Source organism: Mesorhizobium sp. WSM4847 (assembly GCF_055811335.1).
Genome location: NZ_JBVVPY010000001.1, coordinates 388,974 through 411,736 on the forward strand (window position 1 = coordinate 388,974; position 22,763 = coordinate 411,736).

Below are 22,763 nucleotides of genomic sequence, written 5' to 3' on the forward strand. Positions count from 1 at the left end.
CCGCTACCGCGCCAGATATCGGTCGCGCACGTCGGAGACGGCGTGTTCATGCGAGGAGAAGCCTTCATAGCGGGCAAGTGTGCGGGCATGGCGCGCGAATTCCGGATAGGCCGCTTCCGTCACGTAGCCGATCGAAGAGCGCTTGACGAAATCCGTGACCGAGAGCGGTCCACAAGTACGCGCCCAGCGACTGGTCGGCAGCACGGCGTTGGGGCCCAGCCCGAAATTGCCGATCGAGACCGGCGTGTGCGGTCCCATCAGGATTTCTGCAGCTTCGGTGATGTGGCCAAGGTGCGCGAAGGGGTCGGTGGAGAGGATCTCCAGGTGCTCCGGTGCGTAGTCGTTGATGAAGCGGTAGCTCTCCTCGATCGAGGCCGTCAGCACAATGCCGCCACAGGCGCCGGTCAGGACCGCGGTGGAGAACGCGACCCGTTGCTCGGTCATGCGCGCCCAGTGCTCCGGCAGCGCGGCCAGTGCCTCCTCCGCCACGCGGCGGCTGTGGGTCACCAGATAGGCAGACGAGTCCGGTCCGTGCTCCGCCTCGATGAGGAGGTCGAGCGCGGCCAGCCCGCCATGCACGCTGTCGTCGGCGAGGATGATCGCTTCAGACGGGCCGGCGGGAAGGCCAGGATCGATGACGCCGGCAAGCAGCCGCTTGGCCGCAACCACCCAGGGGCTGCCTGGACCGACAATCTTGAGCGCGGCCGTGATCGTCTCTGTGCCGTAGGCGACCGCGGCGACCGCCTGCGCGCCGCCGCATTTGTAGACCGTTTCGACGCCGGCGAGGCGCGCCGCAACCAGCGTCGCTGCGTCCACCGAACCATCGGGCGCCGGCGGCGTGACGATGGCAAGCTCCGGAACGCCCGCCACCACTGCGGGCACTGCGGTCATCATCGTTACCGAAGGGAACGCCCCTTTGCCGCGCGGGACATAGAGCGCCACCGAGCGGATCGGCGTGAAGCGGTCGCCGGCAAAGGCGCCGGGCCGCATTTCCTTGAGCCACATCGCTTCCGGTTTCTGCTCTTCGTGGAAATGCCGGATGTTGTCGATGCCGAAGCGAATGGCGGCGATCACGTCCTCGTCGACCATGCCGAAGGCGGCGTCGAACTCGGCGGGGCTGACCTTCAGTCGCGTGGCATCGAGATCTGCCTTGTCAAAGTCGCGGGCGAAGCGAACGAGCGCGGCGTCGCCTTCTGTTCGGACCGCCTCGATGATCGGCGCGGCCTTCTCCATAAAGCCAGAGAGATCGGTCTCTGAGCGCCGCATCAATGCCGAACGAGCGGCGGCGTCGAGTTGTCTCAAATCGTGGAATGATACGTTTGGCATAGGATTTCCTTTGCGGCCCGACGAGCCGGCTTTCCTCATTTCGATTTCAGGAAGATGTCGAGCCCGACCAGCCTGTCGAGCAGGAAAACGGCGACAGCCGAGCAGGCGATGAAGACCACGGAGATCGCGGCGAGATCCGGCGTGATGATCGAGCGGATGGAGTTGTAGATGAGCACCGGCAGCGTCACGATGCGGGCATCGACGAGCAGCAGGCTGACCAGGAACTCGTTGAGCGCCAGGATGAACATCAGCAGCGAGCCGGTGATCACCCCTGGCATGACCGCCGGCAAGGTGACGGAGAAGAACACCTGGAGCGGCGGCGCGCCGCAATTGGCGGCGGCCAGTTCAAGATCCGGGTCAAGCCCGGTGGCGCTCGCCGTGACCGCCCAGATCATGAAGGGCAGGTTGATGACGCAGCAGGCGATGCCGACCGGCCAGAGCTGGCCGAGAATGCCGGCGTTGCCGAAGATCAGCATGAGGCCGATGCCCGATCCGATCAGCGGGATGGTGAATGGCAGCAGCAGGTAGATCTGGATCGTCTTCTCAAAACGCACCGCATATTTCGCCAGCGCGATGCCCGCCAGCGTGCCCACTGGAATGGCAACGATCGTACAGACCGTCGCGACCTGGAGCGTGCGCAGGAAAGCATTGCGCAGGTCGGAGGCCTGCGAAATACGCGCGTACCACCGCAGCGACAGTCCATCCGGCGGAAACGTAATGATGTTGCCGCCGGTAAACGAAGCGCCGAGCACAACGATCGTCGGCGCCGAAAGCGTCACCAGGGCGATCGTCACCAGGGTCCACAGGACAATCGATTTGCTGCGCGAGCCGCTCACGCCCGCGACCTCCCCATGGCGAGCGTTCCGGCTCCAAACAGCGCGAACACCAAGCCGACAAGGATTGACCCGAGCGCGACCAGCATAAGCGCCAGCATCGCGCCGAGACCCTGGTCGGAGGTGCGGAAGAACTGGTCGTAGATGGCGTTGGCGATGAAATCCTGCGAGCCGCCGCCAAGGATCGCAGGGACTGCGAAATCGGTGAGCGAAAGCGTCAGCACCACCACGCCGGCGCCGACGAAGCCTGGACGAGCGAGTGGCAGCACGACGTGGATGAACGTGCGAACCCAGTTCGCGCCGAGCGATCCAGCGGCTGCCTCCAGCTCTTCGGGAATCGCGGTGAGCGCCGGCGCCAGCATCAGTACGGCAAACGGCAGCATGTACTGGACGAGGCCGAACAGCACGGCGGGATAGTTATAGATGAGCCGCATCGGGGCCACCCCGACAAGGCCGAGCGCCTCGTTCACCATGCCCTGGTTGCCGAGGATGATCAGCCAGCCATAGGCACGCACCACCTGGCCGATGAAGAACGGCAGGAACAGCGCGATCAGCAGGAATTTGCGCAATCCTGGCGAACGCGTGCGCACCATCAGATAGGCGTAGGGAAAGGCGAAGACCAGCGTCACCGCGGTGACGATCAGGGCGGCAACGAGGCTGCGCTGCGCGACGACCAGGAACAGTGGCTCCGTCAGCGCGCGGCGGAAATTGGCGATGGAATAGTCGTCGGAGAACTGGAAGGTGGTGGTGTCGAGCGTGCGCAGGCTGGCATCCGCGATCTGGATGAGACCAAGCACGAGCAGCCCGACAAGCAGCACCGCCGGAAGCAGCATCAGATAGGGCGTTGCGCGCCTGAACCGCGCCGGCCAGACAGCGGCGGCAACGCCTTCCAGCACATCCATGATGCGCCATGTCAGGGGATAGGCTGTCCTGGCTGCCCGCATGAAAACCCGTATCCGACGTCGTGAAGGAGCCGGTGCCGCACGAGCGCAGCACCGGCCGACCGGCGTCAGCCCTGCATGATCGCCTTGAACTTGGAAAACCACTCGCTCTCGTTCTCGACCTGGATCTTCGACGAGATGCGGATAAGGCGCTGGAAATCCGCTTCAGTGGTCGGATAGGACGGATCGCCCACCAGATCCTTGGGCGGCGTGAGGCCCGGCACCACGCCCGGCAAGCCAAGCCCGTCCAGCCAGATCTGCTGGGCTTCCTTGGTCAAGGCGTGATTGATGTACTGCTTGGCCCAGTAGAGTTCGTTTTCCGGCAGGCCCTTGGGGATCCACAGACCGTCAGTGTCAAATTTTGCACCCTCTTCCGGCACCACCCATTCGATTTTGACGCCGTTCTTGCGCGCCTCCCGGGCGTTGGTCGAGATGGTGCAGGCGGCGTCGATCTCGCCGTTCTGGAACCAGGTGGTGAAGTCGGGATCTTCGCCCAGCAGCGGCTGCTGTGCCTTCATCTTGGTGATGAAATCCCATGCCGGCTGCATGTTGCCGGGAATGTCCTCCAGCTTGCCACCACCGGCGACCTGGGCGGGGAAATGGAAGCCGATGCCGTCATTGTAGAAGGCAAGCCGACCCTTGAACTTCGGGTCAAGCAGATCTTTCCAGGACTTGGGCGGTCCATCCGGGAATGCGGCAGGCCGATAGGCAAGCACATAGACATAACCGTAGGTATTGACGATCGGGAAGCCTTCCAGGCCGGCCGGCTTGGCAAGGTCCGTCACATTGGCGAGGTTCGGCAGGTCGGAGAGGTCTTCCGTCACGCCGCGCAGTGCCGATTTCGTGGCATTGGTGGTGGTGTCCCAGTTGATATGGATCGGCGGGACGCGTTTCTGCGCCACGGCCGCCCAGACCTTGGGCTGAATCTCGTTGTCTTCGGTCAGGTCGTGACGGACAGCAATCCCCGTCATCTTGGTGAAGCTGTCGGACACCCCGGCCTTCAGGCTATCCACCCAGCTGCCGCCCCAGGCGCGCACGATGATCTCCGCCGGCTTTTCCGGTTCCTGCGCATAAGCGCCGCGCAGGCCGAGCGCTGAGGCGCCGCCGAGCGCAGCGGTGGCCTGAAGGAAGGTTCTGCGGGAAAGATGGGATAATGTCGGCTTAAAGCGCTTCATCTGCATTCTCCTCTGGGTTTGACCGGTCTCCGGTTCTATCGAAAAACAAGCATGTCCCTGGCATTCCACCCCAGGAACACGCTTTCGCCTATGTCGAACTGCGTGTGCGCGGCGGGATCATGGTCGAAAACGCGAATGACCTCGTCGCCAATTGCGGCGCAGGCTACCTCATAGACCATGCGCTCGCCTTCGAAGATGGTGTCGGTCACAGTCCCGGCCAGCATGCAATCAAGCTTCGACAGCTGCGCAGCATCGCCGGCGAGACGGATCTGTTCGGCGCGGATCGCTCCCGATGCCTTGTCGCCCTCGGCAGGCGGATTGACCGGATCGCCGACCTTTCCGGCAAGCATCAGATCACCCCGAACGATGGAAACATCGCCCATTTCCGATACGGCCCGTACCGTGCCGGCAATGAAATTGGTGACGCCGATGAAATTGGCGACGAAGGCGTTGCGTGGCTGGCGGTAGGTGTGGATCGGCCGTGCCTTCTGCTGGATCTCGCCCTGATCCATGACGACGATATCGTCGGAAACTACCAGCGCCTCGCGCTGGTCGTGGGTGACATTGATCGTGGTGACGCCGAGCTCACGCTGGATGCGGCGGAATTCGAGCTGCATTTCCTCGCGCAGCTTGCGGTCGAGTGCGGCAAGCGGCTCGTCAAGAAGCAGCAGGTCGGGCTCAAACACCAGCGCGCGCGCAATCGCGACGCGCTGCTGCTGCCCGCCGGATAGTTCGTGAATGCGCCTGCCGCCATAGCCTCCGAGCCGCACCAGAGCGAGATATCGCTCGACGCGGTCGGGAATGGTGCGTGCGTCGCGCCGACGCATCTTCAGCGGGAAGGCGACATTCTCGGCCGCCGTCATATGAGGAAACAAGGCAAGTCTCTGAAAGACCATACCGATCGACCGCTTGTGCGGTGGCACCGCGCTCACCGCTTCACCGTTGATGAAGATCTCGCCGCTGCTCGGGGTCTGGAACCCGGCGATCATCCGCAGGAGGGTTGTCTTGCCGGACCCAGACGGCCCGAGAATGGTGAGAAACCGGCCCTTCGGCAGATCGAAGGACGCGTTCTTGACGGCTTGAACCCCATCGAAGTCCATCCCGACGTTGCGGACCGTGACGGCGATTTCCCTGTCGCCTTCCGCTTCGTGCGAAGCTGCGGCCCGAAAACGCTCCTGCATTGTGGTTCCCCATTTGTCGCCGGTCGCATGCAAGGACGTCCAGCGTGTCAGGTGGTATATACAACCATATACAAGCTCGGTCTACACAGTCCTCGTTGCGCCGCATCTCAGTCGCTCAGATGGATGCGAGAAAGCCGCCGTCGACCGGAATGCAATGCCCGGTGACATAGGCGGATGCCCCGCTCGCCAAAAACACAACAGCTCCGGCCAAGTCCTGCATCGTGCCGAAGCGCCGCTGCGGGATCTTGGCCAGCATCGCAGTCTGCCAATCGGGATCCTGATAAAAGGCGTCCGTCATCGCCGTATGGAAATACCCCGGAGCGATGGCGTTGACGCGGATACCGAGCGATGCCCATTCCGCGGCGAGTGCGCGCGTCATGCCCAGGAGCCCGGACTTGGACGAGCCGTAGGGTACCGCGGTCGGGATGCCGACATAGGAGGTCAGCGAGCAAAGATTGATGATCGCGCCACCGCTGTTGTCGGCAGCCATCCGCCGCGCCGCAGCCTGCGCGCAGAAGAAGGCGCCCTTCAGATTGGTCGATACGATGCGGTCCCATACCGCCTCGTCCACGTCGAGCGAGGGCTGGACTTTTTCGTAGCCGGCGTTGTTGACCAGAATGTCGAGCCCACCAAAGGCATCCGCCACCTCGTCGACCACCACGCGGATGCGATCGGTGTCGAGCACGTCGAGAGACCGGCAAAGCGACCTTCGCCCATGTGCGCTAATTCGGTCCGCCGTTTCACGAAGGGTATTTTCGTCGCGGGCGGTCACCGCCACATCGGCACCGGCCGCCGAGAGCGCCTCCGCCATGGCCTGGCCGATGCCGCGGCTGGCACCCATCACCAGCGCCTTTTTTCCCGTCAGGTCGAACAGGCGAGCGGCGTTCATGGCGGTTTCCTGCATTCCCGAAAAAAACCATGCGGTCGGATTGGAAACGAACACCAGTTGCGGCCGGTTGTCTATACATCTTGCGCTATTGCGGGGTGCCACTAAGACGGCGCGGCGCCGGTTTGCGGCGATCGCTTGAACGACGGCATCCCGGATGGCACCGGCTGGCTCGGCGCGAGAACCGCTCGATCGCCGAGTCGTTGAGCGCGCGCTGGAATCCCATGAGGACCGGCAAGCCGGTCGTGAGCCGGCGTCGACGTTCTACCCGCGTATCGCTAGCGCTTATGGCGTCGAAATCGACCTTGAAGCAGCGATCCGGGGCGCTCGGCAGGTTGATGCGGAGCTTTGTTCTTCCCTGCTGCCAAGGTCATTTCCGAGACGCCTGCCGTGATCCCATGGTTGTTCGCCATGGCGCCACATACGCTCGCCTGAGATGTTGAATTCACCCTAACGGCGCGATTTTCCTGGGCGCCCTTGTCCAACCACGCCCGCTGAATGCGGGGTGATTGGACAATTTTGCATGGGAGGAAAAGTTCAGCGCATCAACGGCTGCCCGCCCATGGCGCACGACCCCTAAGGGCCTTGCCGGGCTGTGGCTGTTCTTCTTTCGGAGCGACCACCGGTTGAGGCAAGGAAGCTGTGTGACTGGTATCCAAGGTCATTCCGCTGTTGTCGACGCCAGTAGGGAAGCCGCGGGTCGGGTCGCGGTCCGGGTTTTGATTGGCAGCGAGCGAGACTCCTGTCGACAGGGCGAGGAGGGCGATAGCGGTTACAAGCTTGTTCATCGTACTGTTCCTTTCAATAATGAGCAGACCCGCCGACAGGGACTCGCGCGGAATTGACTCCTGCTTTGCGAAATCCCGTCGGCTCTCTGTCTCGCGATCATGACGAGGCTTCCTGCTCACGGATGAAACTAGGCTGGGCCTGTCGCAGAGATTTGCCCGAGTGCTATCGAAGTGTATCCGAATGTATGAGAATCCATGCGAGGTCCCGCAGCTCTTGGACTTCGACAAATTTGGCTACAATTTTTTTTTGGCCGCCTGTCGGCGTTTGCGCGGCCAGAATACCTGTCGGGCGCCGTCATCAGGTCCAGGTAAGCGGAGCTGCCGAAGAACGCCGATGACGTAAAAGCGGGACAATTCCCCTGATCGGGTGAACGCATAATTTGCTGATCGGGCGACCGCGCGGCGCCCACCATCAGGTGGTTCGCGACCGTCGCTTTAAATTGTGCGGCGGCTGTGTTGATGCGCTTATGAAAAGATGGTAACGCGGTATTAAAGATTGTTTCGGGTTGTTACCTCTGGGGCGGGGCGAATGGGATTGGTGGTACCGCGGGCATGGCTGTGTGCCGGCCTACTGATAGGCTTGATGATGTCCGCGACGCCGATGGAGAAGGCTTCGGCCGACGTCGTGCCTGGCGCCATGGCCACCGGGCAGCCAACCTCCATCCCTGTCGGCTACATCGAATTCTGCAGACGGCGGGCCGCGGAGTGCGCAATACAATCAGGCAAGAGCGCTCCAGTCCTTCTGTCCGCGGGCATGGAAGGCAAGCTCGCCTCCGTCAACAAGCTGGTGAACAGATCGGTCAGGCCCGCGAGCGATTTGGACGTTCACGGCATGATGGAATTCTGGTCCTATCCTGACGGCGCGCTCGGCGACTGCGAGGATTATGTCCTGCTCAAGCGCCAGTTGCTCAGGCAGCAGGGCATATCGCTGTCGAACCTTCTGATCACCGTCGTCAGGAAGCAGGACGGCGAGGGGCACGCGGTGTTGACCGTCAAGACCGACAAGGGCGACTACGTGCTCGACAACCTCAACGACGATGTGAAGCCTTGGTCGGCAACTGGATATCGATTTATAAAAAGGCAGTCGTCTACGCATACCGGGCGCTGGGTCGCGATAATTGAACACCCCGATGTACTGGTCGGGGCAGTCGACTGAATCTCCCGAATTAGCGGATCGACAACGCTTGGCCGGCGCTCATGCCGGAGAACGGCCAGGGATGCGCGGCTCCGCGTCTGTTTCCGCACCGGCCCAGGAACATGACCCGTGATCTTGAGTCGCACTGCATGGGCGTTCCATTCCAGGAATAGGCTTATTACGAGCACCGGGAAGCGCTTCCTTGCGGCGCTCGATAAGCTAATGTCCCTCAGCCGGAACTCGATTTCATTCCGCGCCTGATGCCGGTAGGGCTTTCTCTTCTGCCCGTGTTATGGACATGTCGAATGCTGGAGGATACAGGATGAAATTGAGAGACGCGGCACTTGCTGTCATTTCGAAAAAACGCAGAGGCGTGGCCTGGTATAAGGTCTCTCAGAAGAAGGCCGACAAATACGGCTTCTATGTTTATTCCAGTCATATGGTCTGGAAAGACCAGCCGTTTTTCCGAAAGGCGCTGCAGCGGGTCAAAAACATCCGTGGGATTCCAGATCCCCGGGCTTTCGTCCTGCAAAGCTGCTTGCGATCGATCGAGCGTATCGACGGCGATGTGGCCGAATGCGGCGTAAGGCAAGGCCGGTCGACGATATTCATGCTGATGAGCGATCTTCGGCCACGGCACTACCACCTTTTTGACTCGTTCGCTGGCCTCTCGGAACCGACCGCAGAGGACCGCAAGCCAAACGGCCGAACGCCATGGAAGTCCGGCGATCTCAGCACCGAGGAGAAGGTAGCCAGAGAGAATATTTCCGACTTCAGCAACACCACTTTTCATGTCGGATGGATACCGGAAACTCTTTCCAACGTATCTGACCGGCGTTTCGCCCTGGTCCATATTGACGTCGATCTTTACGAGCCGACACGTGACGCGCTCGCCTTCTTCTACGATCGGGTGTGCGCGAATGGCATGATCATATGTGACGACTACGGCTCTGCGCTTTGTCCTGGAGCCCGAAAGGCCTTTGATCAATTTTTCGAAAACCGCCCGGAAGGCGTCATCGAACTTCCAACGGGGCAGGCGATTGTCGTAAAGGCAAGCTAGTGCGCGGCATTCCGCGCCAACCAGCCGCAGGTTCGCGCAGTGTTCAGCTGCACAAACAGTCCCACGAAGAACTGGGGAAAACAGAAAAATTGCGCACAAAAGTAGCAGCTATAGGGAAAAACTGGTGCGGTCGAGAATTGTCGCACTTTGAGGCAGGCAAAGGACTTAGCAGAGAAATGGCTCTCACCTCGTCCCTTGATTCCATTGCAGGACCCGGCGGGGCGCCCGCACCCTTGAGCTACTTCAAGCAGCGAAAGATTCTCGCCCTTTGGCGGTTGCCACGCCGGCTGCAGAATCTCTGGCAGGGCGCGGGAGATAGGCATTGGCGACGAGGTGGCTGTGACTGCCACGGTGCGCCGGCGTGTCACCGAGGGCGGCGTAAGCGTCGCGATCCCGAGCTACAATTTCCCGCATTCGAGACAGCACGTCTAAGGTCAAGCGCGGCCAGAAGATCGACCTTACCGGAGACACCCGGATAGACGATGAGGGCGTCAAGGTCACGATCGGACCTCGCGGTCACGGTCGACATAGGAACGGTCAGTCTGTGGCGAAATATATCGGGCGCCAAAGCGCAAGATGTCGCTGCGCGACAAGGCGGGACTGAACGCAACAAGCCCTAGTGGCGATGATAAGCCTGAACCGTGCAACCGCGCGGCGACTGGTGGCGATGAGATAAGCTGAATCCAGCGCCCTCGATTAAAGACTGAAGACGAGTATCTTTTTCTTTTGGAACCCGCGCCACAACGGTCTGTGCGCGGTTGACGATGTCGGCAAAGATGCGATCAGCCTTATCCTGGCCCAATCCCCTGCGGACATGCTGGTAAACAGCGAGGAGCAGAACGACATCATAGCTGTCCTTGAGAACGGATGGGAGCTTTCGGCTCCCCAAGCTCATGGCATCAAATCGGCTTTCGACGCCAGATCCCAGAAAGATCGAGCGAGCCACGCCGATATGCGGTTTCAGGATGTCGATGCCGTGGATGTAAGCCGGCCTATGCTTGGCGATTTCATAAGCGACGATGCCCATATTGCAGCCGACGTCGAGGATCGTCTTGCCGGCGTAGTCTACCCCGCACGAAAACAGCCCGTCGAGGCGATCCTCCCACGTTCCTGCGAATTTCTTGCGGGTGTTCCAAAACAGCATCAATTAGCCTCTCGTGGCTGGATAGGTCGGCGGCGTTATATCGGTCAAGAGCGCGCTGTGCTAGTCTAGTTTCCGTCCACAAACGTCTAGCGCTGAATGGCTGCGGCTACTCTCCATCGACACGAAGAGACGATGTCACGGCGGCAAGGCACGGGGTGTCTGTACGATGACGCCTACGACGGAGCAAAGTACGCGCTGAAGAACTGTTCAACGATGTCGTCGACGACCGATCTCTTTACGTGCCGTAAGTCCTCTTCGTAGCTATGAGTGAGGCCTCCATAGGTGACAAGCTCGAATGAGGGAAGGTAATGGACATTGTCCCGTTCCCGGCAGACTTGACCAAGCACAGCCCGAAGAACGGATTTGCCTTCAGTGTTCGCCGTGACGACATCCGCGTCTTGAAACGTCCGAGCCAATGCAACCGGTGAGACTGTGAGAATTATCGGTGCATCGGGTTTGTGTTGACGGACCATGTCCACGGTAGCCATCACGTTGGCATAATTTTCCTGAAAGCTGCTGACGTGAAGCGTCGTTTCCTGCATTCCGCCTCCGCCACGATAAAGCGGTTTCTGTGCTGCTACCTTGCCACTGGCCCTGTTGATGAAGACCTCAGTCATTCCGAAGGTAAATATGAATGCCGTGGCCGCATCGAAGCCAACCCGCATCTCCCTGTTCATGCTCTCGATCACCTCTTTGAGAACTTCCGGAGATTTGGCGAGGATGAGACGGCGGTAGGGGTCCTGAAAGCAGATCGGACCCCAAGGCGCAGGTTTTTTGATCTGCCACCAGTCGTCATTGGCTTGATCCCACAAGCCGAGCATTTGCTCAATCTGAAGGCGAACAGTGAACGTGTTATAGAAGTTCATATGCTCTCGCCCGGGCAGCTCATCTACAATGGCTTGCGCTGGGTCGAAACTGATATTTCTGTAAGACGGAACGCAGGCGACCTGCTTGCTTGTTAACGCAAGACGAATTTCCTCCGCAAAGCAACTTCCCATCGTGAAGAATATATCTTTTCGAGTGAATACTGCATTTTTACGGATTGTAATGACGCCTGAACTGGAAAAATCGCCATACTTGTTATTCAGTTTGTCCGCAGCCGCCAAATGGATAGGTTGAATGTACCCGAGTCGCTTGCGGAGCCGAAGATACTTTCGTCGAACTCGCTCCAGCAATGTCACATCGCTCCATGATCGTCATAGTTGGCCGCTGACAGCAATGCCCGACGTTTAGCCCGCTTCCCCGCTGGCCGCAATCCGGCCGGCACGCCGCCAAAGCTCGCAATCACTGCCGTCGTGCGGAAGCCCATTATCGTCGCAAACGCTCTCTTCAAAGCCAACCGAAAATAGGCCCTAAGCCCCGATCATTAAAGCGACTGCTCTAAGACACGCCAAGAATCGCGGCGACGCTGTTGCAGAGCAGCACCAAAATTGGCATAGAACGTCTCCCTCTCATCTGGATTTTGCGCATAGAGGATTTTGGTGCCGACGTTCAGTGGAGTCGACAGGATCTTTTTGTGTGACTATGAACGTTAAATTGCTAAAATATCACGCTTACAGCCGTTGGTTCGGGCGTCCCTCATGGAATGCTTCGTATCTGTTCGGACGGGCCTGCCGGCGGCTGAAGCCAGGCGATATTGTCATAGATGCCGGCGCGAATCTGGGTGAGATCACCTCGGCCTTGGCTAAGACGGGCTCGACGGTTCATGCCTTCGAGCCAGACCCCTACACCTTCGAACGGCTGCGCAAGAACGTTGGAGCATTCAAAAATGTCCATCTCTATCAGCAGGCGCTTGCCGACCAATCCGGGACTGCGAAGCTCTACCGGTCACGTAAATTCAGTTCTGACCCAGACTTTTGGTCGCAATCCTCTTCCTTGTATGCAGACAAATCTAACATCTCGAAAGACGACTACACTGAGGTTGAGCAGTTAAGCATAGTTGATTTCGTTAGAGGGCTTGGATCTCCAGTGCGGATACTGAAGATTGATGTAGAGGGCGCGGAAGTGCCAATGCTCGAATCGATATTATCCTGCGGATTGATGAACAAGATCGATATGATCTTTGCTGAAACCCACGAGAAAAAAATCCCACAGCTTGCAGAACGTACGCGCGCGCTCCGCGAAGCAATCAAACGAGATTGGGCCAATAAAATCAACTTGGACTGGCACTAGTCATCTCCACTGGATGTTGACGAGTTGGATCGCGCCTTCATAACCACCTTTGCCATCACCTGTAACAAGTCGAGTGATGAGCGACGTTCGAAAAAAACATGGCGATCCGAACATGGCCGCTGCGACCTTGTGCGGACAGCCCCTTGAAATTTGTGAGCTCAAATGAAGAAAAGAAGCCAGTTTCATATTTTCCGTAGATCGATTGCCGACACAATTCAGTATAGATTTCGCAATGCGCTGAGGAAAGACGATTTAGAAGCGCGTGGAAATCTATCGCCAGTTTCTCAAAAAGAAATCTTGCTTGTGGCAGTCGTCAGGAACGAATACCCTGAGATAATTCCATTCCTTGATCACTATCGATCGATCGGCGTTTCCAGATTTGCCATTGTCGATGACCGTTCTGAGGACGGGACACGGGAATTTCTGTTGAGCCAGCCAGATGTGGACGTATTCATCTCACGAAAGACCTATGGAGAAGCAGGGCGCGGAACTTTCTGGCGACAGGATATAATCCGCAGATACGGGTTCAACCGGTGGTACGTGATCGTGGATGCGGATGAATACCTGGTTTATGATGGCATGGATCGCCACGATCTGCATGACCTCGCCGGTTGGATCCAAAAAAGAGGCATGAAGCACCTGCTGGCGCCGATGATCGACATGTATCCGGCAGGAGACTTAAGGGACTTTCCGTTTGACCCAAAACGCGCTCCTTGGGAGATAGCCGATCATTTCGATGCTTCAGGATACGATTACTCGACGAGCCCGCAAAATATCAAAATCCGAGGTGGCCCGAGAAGCCGGGCGTTTGGTACGCACACCCTAACCAAATATCCGTTCGTATACGGAGATAGATTGACGATCTTAAATTCAATTCACGCTCCGCTACCCTATTGGCGTAACCACGTGGAGAGTTATGGCGCTCTTCTTCATTTTAAGTTTTTCTCTAATTTCACGACGAAGGCTCAGGTCGCGGTCGATGAAGGCCAATATTGGAACGGTGCGTCAAAATACAAGGAATACCTTTCCGCCACTATCGGCAAGCCGGACTTCAATGTGATGAGCGAAATTTCGCAAAGGTATTCGGGTATTCAGGATATAATCGGTGCGGGCCTGACCCAAGCTATTTCTTGGAATGATTAGATCGACAACCCGGTCCTTGGCTGCTCACCAATTCTCGCGGTTGGGAGCCCGATTTTGCCAGAGGCTCTATTCCAAAGCCCAGGCGATCATTCCTCTTGGACCCTTCGGAGAGTTGTGTATGCTCCCATAGTCGCCGATCCCGTCAACGCGGGCTGGCATCCGGATTCGGCATTGACTGCGGGTCCGAACAAAGTCACAGACAAGCAATCCGACATAGATTTATAGCAGATGTGCGAGCGGTGTCGCGAAAGTCGCATGGATCGGCAAAGGCCAACTGACACCGACGACACATCGCAGCAGGAAACCGAATGAGCGCAAAGAGACGAATTTCAGCGGCCTTGGCGTACCCGCTGGTCAAGCGCCTGATCCTCGAGAACCTGCCGCCGCACATAAAGCTGTATCTCGCCGGTTTGCTGTGCACGATTGCCGGTGCGGCGGCGACGTCCGGATTTGCCTGGATCATGCGTGACATGATCAACAGCATCTATATCGACAGGAACGCCGCCGCCGTTTGGGGTATCAGCGCGGCAATCATCGGACTTTCCGCTGTCAAGGGCATCGCGGCATACGGTCAAACCATTACGACCGGAAACGTCCGCAGGGCCATCGTGTCGGACCTCCAACACCGGCAGTTTTCCCGGCTGATGCGCCTCGACATTGGCCATTTCGTCAATCAGCATCCGGCCAAATTCATTTCCAAGATAATGTTCAATGCACGCGCCGGTGCGTCCGTCATCATCACGCTGACGAGCAACACGGCCTCTGACGTTTTGACCCTGGTCGGACTGGCAAGTGTCATGGTCGTGCAGGACCCGACCATGTCGCTTATATCGGCGGCGGCTTTGCCGGTGATCTTCCTCTCGGTGAGCACGATCACGCGAAAGATCAAGTCGCTGGCAAGGGGCGAAACAGAGCTGGCGGCACAGGTTCAGTCGATCGGCACGGAAGCCATAGACGGCATTCGCACCATCAAATCGTTCCAGCTCGAGGACAAGGCGATCGCCAGTTTCGCTAAGGCTGTCCGCAAGATGGAAAGGCGCGGCGTCCAGATCAACCGGACATCGGCGTTGATGAGTCCATTGATGGAGACGGGCGGCGGCTTCATCATCGGGCTTTTCCTCATTTATGCCAGTTGGCAGACTCTCGGAAACGGCAAGACACCAGGCGAATTCATGGCCTTCATAACCGCCTTTCTGCTTGCCTATGAGCCCGCCAAACGGCTGGCCCGGGTCAATGTCGATATCCAGAAGCTAATGGTTGCCGTCGAGCAGATGTATGATTTGATCGACACGCCCGAACAGCGACAACTCGCAACCGCAGGCGAGCGACTGACCGGCGTCGAGGGCGGTATCCGTTTTGAAGATGTGGCCTTCTCCTATGGAGGCAACAGCCCGGCGCTGCACGGTGTTTCCTTCGAGGTCCGACCTCGTGAGAAGCTGGCGATCGTTGGCCGCTCCGGCGCTGGCAAGACCACCATCGTCAATCTGATCTTGCGCCTGATGGAGCCGGACAGGGGCAGGATCTTCATCGACGACAAGGACATTGCCAAGATCAGCCTGGCCGACGTTCGCGACAATATCGCACTGGTGTCACAGGATATCTTCCTGTTCGAAGGTTCTATCCGTGACAATATTCGCGACGGACGCCCGAACGCCACGGATCAAGAAATCGATTCCGCGGCGGAACTCGCCCGGGTCACAAGTTTTGCATCGAACCTTGAAAGCGGGCTCGACACGCTTGTCGGGCCGGGCGGTGCCAACCTGTCGGGCGGGCAGAAGCAACGCGTTGCCATCGCGCGCGCCCTGCTCAAAGACGCTCCGGTGATTGTCTACGATGAAGCAACATCCGCGCTCGACGGCGAAAACGAACGGGCGGTCATGGAGGCTGCCTTCGACGATGCATTTCAGCGCACTGTGATCTGCATTGCGCACAGGCTTTCAACCATCAAGGCGGCCGATCGCATTCTCGTATTCGACGCTGGCATCCTCGCGGACTCCGGGACTCATGAAGAGCTTGCCAGGCGCAGCGAAATCTATCGCTCGATCTTCCATCTGGAGACGTCCGCTCCGCTCGTCGAAAGCGGCAAAAAGCTGCGGCAGAGCGTATTGCGCTGAAGGCCGATGACCAGTTTTTACCACGGTTCCTACATCCGGTATGTGATTGGTGGATTGGGCCTGCGGTTGCGCAGATACACAAAGGCCGTGCGGACGCTGTTTACCGGCTCCAGGCCTCGTTCCGTTCTTGAGCAGCAGGCCAAGGTCGACGCGCTGATCGCGCGCAGGGACTGGACAGGGCTTGAAGCAAGTACCAATGAAATGGCCATCATGGCCGATCGTGCCCGCGACCCTGAGATGATGCAGAAGGCAGGCCAGGCGTTCGAACGGCTGGGCAACTTCGCGCGGGCGGCCGAGCTTCGGCTTTCCGCTCGCCGGCAACGAAAAGGGAAAGGCGCCAATGAGTGGACTGGAGAAGACCTCGGTTCGGATAGGCTGCTGATCGATCTTGTGGAGGATGACCCTCGCAGTCTTGGCCGGGTTATCCGCCATGCGCGACTGGCCGGCGCCGCCGCTGCATGTGCGCAAAGTGCGACGATTCGGGTCGAGCCGCGCCTCGTATCGCTTGTGCAGCGGACGTTCCCCAACGCAACCGTGGTCCCAGCGCAGCAGAATGTCGTTGGTGACAAATTTGCGACCTTCGAAAATCTCGCCTGGATTTTCGGCCGCGATGCCGAAAGACTAGCCGCCGACTTCGTGCCGCTGCGGGCCGATTCTGAACTCGTCGAGATCTTCCGCAAACGCTATCGCTCGATGACGGATCAACCATTGGTCGGCCTCTCCTGGGGCAGCAAATCCCATAGCAAGGACGTGCCTGATTTCCCCGAATGGGCACGGTTCATCGCCCGGACACAGGCGACGTTCGTTTCCCTCCAATACGGACAGATCAAGCCGGCGCTGCGGCGCCTGCGCAACGGCAATGACGCACGGCTTATCTATGACGACAGTGTCGACCAGATGCTTGATATGGACCGTTTCGCCGCGCAGATCGCCGCGCTCGATGCCGTGGTGACGATCAGCAATACGGCGGCCCATCTGTCCGGAGCACTCGGCGTGCCGACCATTTTCCTGATCGACGACAAGTTTCAAACAGCGTGGCCGGTGACTGGCAATCGAACGCCCTGGTATCCGAACGGCATCGTCATGCGCAAGGAAGGTCGTCCGTGGCCGGTGGTACTCGACGACGTCGGCCGGCGGCTCTCGTCGATTCTGACGGCGCGTTCGACGCTGTCTAGCGATAGTTGAGGGTCGCTGTGCCGAGCAGACGGTCCATCCTTGAAAAGGCAAAAGCCGCCGACCTGCGCCCGCAAGGTGTTGACGGCAAGCGGCTGCAGAAGGTTCTCGATCGGGCAAGGAAGTTTTTTAAGCGCCCCTCGCGCCATGCTGACGAAAGCGTCAAACGGCATGCGAGCCTGATGGCGCAGAGTGTCGAACGGCGTGACTGGCAGGCGGCCCGGGAACATGCGCTGGCACTCGGCCTGCTCGGTGAGCAGCTTGGCGATCGCGGGCTTGTCAAAAAAGCCGGGCGTGGACTGAGACGCCTCCGCGGCGGCAATCGTGCCTGGCAGTTGATTGCGTCGAGCAAGCAAGTGCCCGGCCGGCCCGAATGGGATGGCAGTGATCTTGCTGGTCGCAGGCTTGCCGTCGAGCGGCGCGAAGGCGATCTCGCAATCTTCCTCCAGTTCGCGTCGCTGCTTGGCCCGGTGGTCGCGGCCGCCGACCGGTGCACCGTCCTGATCGAGCCGCGACTGGCGCCACTTTATCGCAGAACATATCCCGCGCTCGATGTCAGACCAGAGGCGGAAGCGGCGGCGGCGGTCGACGCCGATGTCTTCGCCTGCTTCGAGACACTGGCGAGGCATTTTTGGCCGGATGAGCCGACAGCGCGTGCGCCCTTCGTTCCGTTGGAGCCGGACCGCCGGCTTGTCGCCGAGTTGCGCGGCGCCTATCTCGATCATGGCCCGGGGCCCCTGATCGGCCTTGCCTGGGGAAGTCTGAACAAAAGCAAGGACCTGCCGGTTCTGGATGACTGGCGGGCGCTGCTCGGCGGTCTGCCGGGCCATTTCGTCAGCATGCAATATGGCGATGTCGGGCCGGCGCTCTCCGAATTCGAGCGGTGGGCGCCGGGACGCATCATCCATGACGCGTCCGTGGACCAATTGTCGGATATGGACCGCTTCGCCGCGCAAATCGCCGCCCTCGACGCGGTGGTGACGATCAGCAATACCGGTGCCAATCTGGCGGGAGCGCTCGGCGTGCCGACCGTCGTCCTGCTCGACGATGGGTTTAGGCTGTCGTGGCCTGCCTTCGGCGAGACCGTCGCCACATATCCAAGCGTTCGACTGGTGCGAAAGGGCGGCCAGGCGTGGGCGTCCGCGATGCGGGAAGCACGTGGACGGGTTGCGCAAATCATCGGTGGAGTTGGTGATGGAAGCTAGTCAACTGCTTCGCCGGGTTCGCCGCTTTGTCGCGCTCGCAGGCTACAATTACAAGGTCTGGTTCCGTCGTCACCGGCGGCAGCTTTTCCTGCGCTGGCGCGATGGCGACATTGCCGATCAGATGGCGGATTATAGGCGAAGCATCGAGGCGCGCGACTGGTCGGCGGCGCTGCCGAAAGCCCTGGCGCTGGGATCGATCGCGAAGTCGAGGCGCGAGGTCCACCTGCTGGACGAGCTCAGCAAGGCGCTGATGCGCATGGGCGCCTACGGCCCGGCGGCCGAACTCAAGATCGCCCGGCGCCACATCGTCGAGGGCCGCGCCGACGGCGAATGGCTGGGCCAGGATATCTCGGGCCAGGTCCTGCTCGTCGATCTGATGGAAACCGAAAAGCAGGGTCTGGCCACCGCGATCCACCATGCGAGTTCCGTCGGCCGCGCGCTCGCCCGGGCCGCTCGTCTGATCGTCCTGGTCGAGCACCGCTTGGTGCCGCTGTTTCAGCGGACATTTCCCGCCGCCGATGTGCGGGCCGTCGGTCAGGGGACCAAGGCAGCCTATGGCGAGGCCCATCTCTTTGCCGGCGTCCAGCATCTGACCGCCGTGTTCGAGACGGATGAGACCACGATCCGGGAGCATTTTGTTCCCCTGAAGCCGGACCCGGCGCGGGTCGCTGACCTTCGCGCCCGCTATCGCAGGAACGGCCGGCCGTTGGTCGGCGTCGCATGGGGCAGCTCCAATCCCGGCAAGGACCTGCCGCCACTCACGGCATGGCGCGGCCTGCTCGGTCGACAGGACCTGCAGTTCGTTTCGCTGCAATATGGCCGGATCGAGCCCGACCTGAAAATCCTGACCGATGGTGATCCCGCGCGCATCCTGCACGACGTCTTGGTGGATCAACTCGTCGACATGGATCTTTTCGCCGCGCAGGTCGCGGCGATGGACGCCGTCGTAACCATCAGCAACACCGGGGCGCATCTGGCCGGCGCACTCGGCATCCCTTCGGTCTTCATCCTTGGTGACGGCTTCAAACGTTCCTGGCCGGTCGAGGGCGACCGCACGCCTTACTATCCTTCCGCCGTGCTGGTCTCGAAGCGGGAACGACCCTGGGCTGCGGTGATGGAAGACGCACAAAACCAGATGGGCTCACTCATCAGCACTGTTTGAATCCACCACCCAAGGCATCGCGAGTGTCCCAGGCAGGTTACAACCAGCGGACAGTCAAGCGCCTTCTTGACGGCGAGACCAGTGTAAACTAACCGGCGGGCGGCCGTTCTAAATTTCACGGGCAAGAGGCGATGCATATCTTTGGGTAGTAGTTTGGGAAACAAGGCGTCTTCTCCTGTCAGCGATGGCTTTGTGCAGCGGCTCCTCGCGGCGTACCGGCTTGTGCATCCAGGAAATCTGTTCAAGCGCGGGCGTATCTACGCTCGCGGCAGGGCAGCGACGAGGACGGTCTACTTCGTCCCACACAACCGCAACAATGTTCGGCTGCTGGCTGACGCGGCAGAAATTCTGGGTGACCGCGGCATCCGCTGCGTGTTCGCGCATCTCGATGGATTGAAACGCGGCGGCGTAGCGCGACCTGAACTCAACGCCCGAGGAATATCGCATATCGGCTTTGCTGACCTCGAGCGGATGATCAGGCCCGGTGACATGCTGGTGACTGGAAGTGACTTTGCGCCGCAATTTTTTAGGCGATTCATCGACGCCATCAACTTCGGCATGGTCCGTGTGGTCGGCCTCATCGGAGGTGCGCGAGAGCTGCGGCCGCATCGATTTGTGAGAGCTGACTACATCCTGTCGATGGGACCAGCGGCGCTGCAGCAAAGGCGACAGCCGACATATGTTGTCGGCTCCCCGGTCATTGAGCGTGCCGCCGCAAGCGCTGGTGCCAGGCACGACGAAGGGCTTTTTGTGCTGGTGAACTTCAAGGGGAATATCGAGGACCCCGCAGATCGCCAGGCGATTGAAGCCGTGGCAGCCGCATGTGCGAAACTCGGCCTTGCCCATGTCGTTAGCGTCCACCCCACGATGTTCGCAAAAGTCGATATGCCGAACAAATCGCCGCTGGATTTCGCACAGCTGCTCCCGGACGCTCTGGCGCTCGTAACGCGCCCAAGCACCACTGTTTACGAAGCAATCGCCTGCGGCATTCCGGTGGTGCTGTTTCCGCCGGTTTCGCCCATGGTCGAGTTCGACAGGCCCATGGGCGCCTTCAAACCAACATTGTCGGAGCATGACCTCGTCGAGGATATCCGCGCTGCGGTCAGGTCAAGACCGACCTATTTTGAGCAAAGCCGGGATTTCCTCAATGCCAATCTGTCGATTGATCCAAAGGTGCCGGCTTCGCAACGGATCGCCGAAGCCTTAATCGATATTTACAATCGCTGATCCGCTCGATCAAAGTGCCGCAATCGGAGTCCATAAGTTGAGTTTGTTGTCCGCCTTTTTGCAAGGAAGCCGCCCCCTCCTTGTCGTCTCGTTTTCCCAAATCCGGGCGGACATGGCTGCGCGTAGTGCTTGACGATCTGGCCGTCGCCGAACAGAAAAGCCTGAGGGACATTGCGCAAATCGACCCGACAAATCTCGCTGCAAACGGCTCCTAGCGCGACACTGCGGTGTCTGATATTTCAGGCGCAAGTCACGTGCGAAAGATTGCGCTTCTGCGCTATGAAGATGTGCGGCGGGATACAAACGATGCTTGCGCGGCTCGATTACTGGAAATGGCTCGATGAAGCCTTTCAGCGGCATGGCATATCTCATGCCGACGACAGGGCAGGTGTGAATTGATCCGATGCAAAGGCTTTGTCTGCGGATGCGGGCATAGCGGCACCACGCTGATAGCGACGATCCTTGCCTCGCATGCCGATGTCTTTTTGCCATTCGAAGAAACCAACGTGTTTTTCAAATGGACTCCACTTGCGCTGTATCGCTACTCGAAGCTGAAACGGGCGGCCATTGGGGCGGGCAAGTCGGTGCTGCTTGAAAAGACACCGCGTCATATCAGACGTGTCGACCGGATACGACGTCTGGTGCCGGGCGCGAAGTTCGTGATGCCGGTACGCGATGGGCGCGATACCGTTGCTTCGCTGACCAAGCGGCTTGGCGATGCGACCGAGAGCCTGGATCGCTGGATTTCGGACAACACAATGGTGCTTGCCGAGCGCGGCAGCACGGACGTCCTGATTTACCGCTACGAAGATCTTGTCAATGACCCGGAAGCGACCATCGGAAAGATCTGCACCTTCCTGGGATTGTCGTTCGACCAGAGTTTGCTCGACTATCATCGGAACCCGCAACGATGGTTCACACTCGATGCGCAACCCCAACATGCCGCGCTCCGCAACCAGCAGGTCAACAAGCCGATCTATGATGGCCGCGGCCGCTGGAAGACCGAACTGGGTCAAATGGAATTGAAGGAGCTTACCGAGGGACGCGGCAAACCGCTGATGCAGGCGTTCGGGTATGTTTGAGGGTTCCGTCGCGCGGATTGTTCACTCTGGAAGCGCGCGCGGATAGCCAAACTGATCGAAGTCGCGCTCATAGGCGCGGTAAATCGTATCGGCCAGTTCTGGCGTGAAATAGTCGGCAAGCCTGCGGCGCGAGGAGGTGTGCAGAGGTGGCATCGCCGCGCGTCGCATTTCCTCGCTTGCACCGACATGATCGAGAACCCGTTCGAAATCTCGTGCGAAAGTCTCGGTTTTGCCGATGAGGTCGAACACAACGCCTGGAAGGTCGACGATGTCGCTTTGCCTCTGCCAATGCTTGTCGATGCGCCATGTCGAGGTCGTGCAGGCAAAGGCGACGAAATCAGCAAACGACAGGCTCTTGTCAGCACCGACAGGCAGCGACGGATCCGCCCTTTCGCGATGGGCCAGATAGACCTCCACCCTGCCATAGCCAGGCACAAGGGGGCGGTCGCGATATTGGTCGGCCCAGCACGACAACAGCCTTGTATAGGGATTGCGAACGAAGGTGAACCGCAAGGCTTCGGGACTTGTGGCCATGCGATGGAACTGCACAATGCCATGGCGAGGCGCCTGCAAGCTCGACGCTTTTCGGTTGTGCACCTTCCAGTTCTGGTCGCTGCGCCACTCCGACACGGTGTCATTGCCGATCATGGCTGCAAGGTTGCTGCGAATGCGGCTGCTCGCCGCCTTCGGCGTGGCGAGATACAGGATCTTGAGTTGCGGGACGACGTCGATCAGGTCGTCCGGCAGATAAGCGGTTTGCATCGCTCTGCGGTAGAAAGCCAGAGCTTCCGGATGCGTCCAGGCTAGAAACGGCTCCTTGACCAGACCGCGGAGATTTCGCAGCCCCGGTCGCAACGAGCGCTCCAGGCGGCGGACCACGCCGACTTTGCGTTTGCCCGAGACGGTCTTGTCGGCGGGCGAGACATGGCTGGTGGTCATCGGCAAAAACCCTCGCCTTGAAAGCAGTCTACCGTCGTGGCATAGCCGCAACCACGCGGAACTATACGCCAGCGCCC

At 59.6% G+C, this 22,763-nt stretch carries 20 protein-coding genes and 1 pseudogene; 11 read left to right on the forward strand and 10 right to left on the reverse strand.

The annotated features are described in order from the left end of the window. Positions 1-3: 3 nt before the first annotated feature. The 6 genes from hisD to AC0L28_RS01840 all read right to left on the reverse strand — a co-directional run bounded on the left by hisD (position 4) and on the right by AC0L28_RS01840 (position 6,345). Positions 4-1,326 carry a histidinol dehydrogenase gene (gene hisD, locus AC0L28_RS01815; protein WP_031255121.1) on the reverse strand — a complete coding sequence of 441 codons (1,323 nt, stop codon included), beginning with the start codon at positions 1,324-1,326 and terminating at the stop codon, positions 4-6. A 35-nt stretch (positions 1,327-1,361) separates the two neighbouring features. Next, positions 1,362-2,162: an ABC transporter permease gene (locus tag AC0L28_RS01820; protein ID WP_027156432.1), complete on the reverse strand. Its 801-nt coding sequence runs from the start codon at positions 2,160-2,162 to the stop codon at positions 1,362-1,364. Then, complete coding sequence (locus AC0L28_RS01825; RefSeq protein WP_128245237.1) at positions 2,159-3,103, reverse strand: ABC transporter permease; 945 nt, start codon at positions 3,101-3,103, stop codon at positions 2,159-2,161. The genes AC0L28_RS01820 and AC0L28_RS01825 overlap by 4 nt, the downstream gene beginning before the upstream one ends. Before the next feature lie 65 nt (positions 3,104-3,168). Next, on the reverse strand, positions 3,169-4,275 hold the full coding sequence (locus AC0L28_RS01830) for an ABC transporter substrate-binding protein (protein ID WP_287138739.1): 1,107 nt from the start codon (positions 4,273-4,275) through the stop codon (positions 3,169-3,171). A 35-nt stretch (positions 4,276-4,310) separates the two neighbouring features. Further along, complete coding sequence (locus AC0L28_RS01835) at positions 4,311-5,456, reverse strand: ABC transporter ATP-binding protein (protein ID WP_023799631.1); 1,146 nt, start codon at positions 5,454-5,456, stop codon at positions 4,311-4,313. 115 nt (positions 5,457-5,571) lie between these two features. Then, on the reverse strand, positions 5,572-6,345 hold the full coding sequence (locus AC0L28_RS01840; protein ID WP_473475204.1) for an SDR family NAD(P)-dependent oxidoreductase: 774 nt from the start codon (positions 6,343-6,345) through the stop codon (positions 5,572-5,574). 122 nt (positions 6,346-6,467) lie between these two features. Here AC0L28_RS01840 and AC0L28_RS01845 point away from each other — a divergent pair. Beyond that, a pseudogene (locus AC0L28_RS01845) lies at positions 6,468-6,736 on the forward strand (plasmid stabilization protein). A 151-nt stretch (positions 6,737-6,887) separates the two neighbouring features. Here the strand turns inward: AC0L28_RS01845 and AC0L28_RS01850 are convergent. Further along, positions 6,888-7,130 carry a hypothetical protein gene (locus AC0L28_RS01850; protein WP_473475206.1) on the reverse strand — a complete coding sequence of 81 codons (243 nt, stop codon included), beginning with the start codon at positions 7,128-7,130 and terminating at the stop codon, positions 6,888-6,890. 583 nt (positions 7,131-7,713) lie between these two features. On the opposite strand from AC0L28_RS01850, the gene AC0L28_RS01855 reads away from it, so the two are divergent. Further along, positions 7,714-8,286: a transglutaminase-like cysteine peptidase gene (locus AC0L28_RS01855; protein ID WP_473475208.1), complete on the forward strand. Its 573-nt coding sequence runs from the start codon at positions 7,714-7,716 to the stop codon at positions 8,284-8,286. 301 nt (positions 8,287-8,587) lie between these two features. After that, the gene (locus tag AC0L28_RS01860; RefSeq protein WP_473475210.1) at positions 8,588-9,325 is read left to right on the forward strand and encodes a TylF/MycF/NovP-related O-methyltransferase; all 738 of its coding nucleotides are present in this window, start codon (positions 8,588-8,590) and stop codon (positions 9,323-9,325) included. A 616-nt stretch (positions 9,326-9,941) separates the two neighbouring features. On the opposite strand, the gene AC0L28_RS01865 is transcribed toward AC0L28_RS01860, so the two are convergent. Together AC0L28_RS01865 and AC0L28_RS01870 are read right to left on the reverse strand one after the other, a co-directional pair. Further along, positions 9,942-10,469 carry a class I SAM-dependent methyltransferase gene (locus AC0L28_RS01865; RefSeq protein ID WP_473475393.1) on the reverse strand — a complete coding sequence of 176 codons (528 nt, stop codon included), beginning with the start codon at positions 10,467-10,469 and terminating at the stop codon, positions 9,942-9,944. Positions 10,470-10,642: 173 nt separating this feature from the next. Next, positions 10,643-11,650, reverse strand: a complete 1,008-nt coding sequence (locus AC0L28_RS01870) for a GSCFA domain-containing protein (RefSeq protein WP_473475212.1) — start codon at positions 11,648-11,650, stop codon at positions 10,643-10,645. A gap of 343 nt (positions 11,651-11,993) precedes the next feature. Here AC0L28_RS01870 and AC0L28_RS01875 point away from each other — a divergent pair, with 343 nt between their 5' ends. The 8 genes from AC0L28_RS01875 to AC0L28_RS01910 all read left to right on the forward strand — a co-directional run bounded on the left by AC0L28_RS01875 (position 11,994) and on the right by AC0L28_RS01910 (position 21,747). Further along, entirely contained in the window at positions 11,994-12,641 is a 648-nt protein-coding gene (locus tag AC0L28_RS01875) for an FkbM family methyltransferase (protein WP_473475395.1), read from the forward strand. Positions 12,642-12,803: 162 nt separating this feature from the next. Next, on the forward strand, positions 12,804-13,784 hold the full coding sequence (locus AC0L28_RS01880; protein WP_473475214.1) for a glycosyltransferase family 2 protein: 981 nt from the start codon (positions 12,804-12,806) through the stop codon (positions 13,782-13,784). Between the two features lie 308 nt (positions 13,785-14,092). Continuing rightward, entirely contained in the window at positions 14,093-15,898 is a 1,806-nt protein-coding gene (locus AC0L28_RS01885; protein WP_473475216.1) for an ABC transporter ATP-binding protein, read from the forward strand. A 6-nt stretch (positions 15,899-15,904) separates the two neighbouring features. Continuing rightward, positions 15,905-17,083, forward strand: a complete 1,179-nt coding sequence (locus tag AC0L28_RS01890; protein ID WP_473475218.1) for a glycosyltransferase family 9 protein — start codon at positions 15,905-15,907, stop codon at positions 17,081-17,083. An 8-nt stretch (positions 17,084-17,091) separates the two neighbouring features. Beyond that, entirely contained in the window at positions 17,092-18,276 is a 1,185-nt protein-coding gene (locus tag AC0L28_RS01895; RefSeq protein ID WP_473475220.1) for a glycosyltransferase family 9 protein, read from the forward strand. Next, positions 18,266-19,438, forward strand: coding sequence for a glycosyltransferase family 9 protein (locus AC0L28_RS01900; RefSeq protein WP_473475222.1), 1,173 nt, complete (start codon positions 18,266-18,268; stop codon positions 19,436-19,438). The genes AC0L28_RS01895 and AC0L28_RS01900 overlap by 11 nt, the downstream gene beginning before the upstream one ends. Positions 19,439-19,591: 153 nt before the next feature. Then, complete coding sequence (locus AC0L28_RS01905; protein ID WP_473475224.1) at positions 19,592-20,665, forward strand: hypothetical protein; 1,074 nt, start codon at positions 19,592-19,594, stop codon at positions 20,663-20,665. 485 nt (positions 20,666-21,150) lie between these two features. After that, the gene (locus tag AC0L28_RS01910; RefSeq protein ID WP_473475226.1) at positions 21,151-21,747 is read left to right on the forward strand and encodes a sulfotransferase family protein; all 597 of its coding nucleotides are present in this window, start codon (positions 21,151-21,153) and stop codon (positions 21,745-21,747) included. A gap of 21 nt (positions 21,748-21,768) precedes the next feature. Here AC0L28_RS01910 and AC0L28_RS01915 read toward each other — a convergent pair whose 3' ends face one another. Continuing rightward, positions 21,769-22,686, reverse strand: coding sequence for a sulfotransferase family protein (locus AC0L28_RS01915; protein WP_473475228.1), 918 nt, complete (start codon positions 22,684-22,686; stop codon positions 21,769-21,771). Positions 22,687-22,763: the final 77 nt, after the last annotated feature.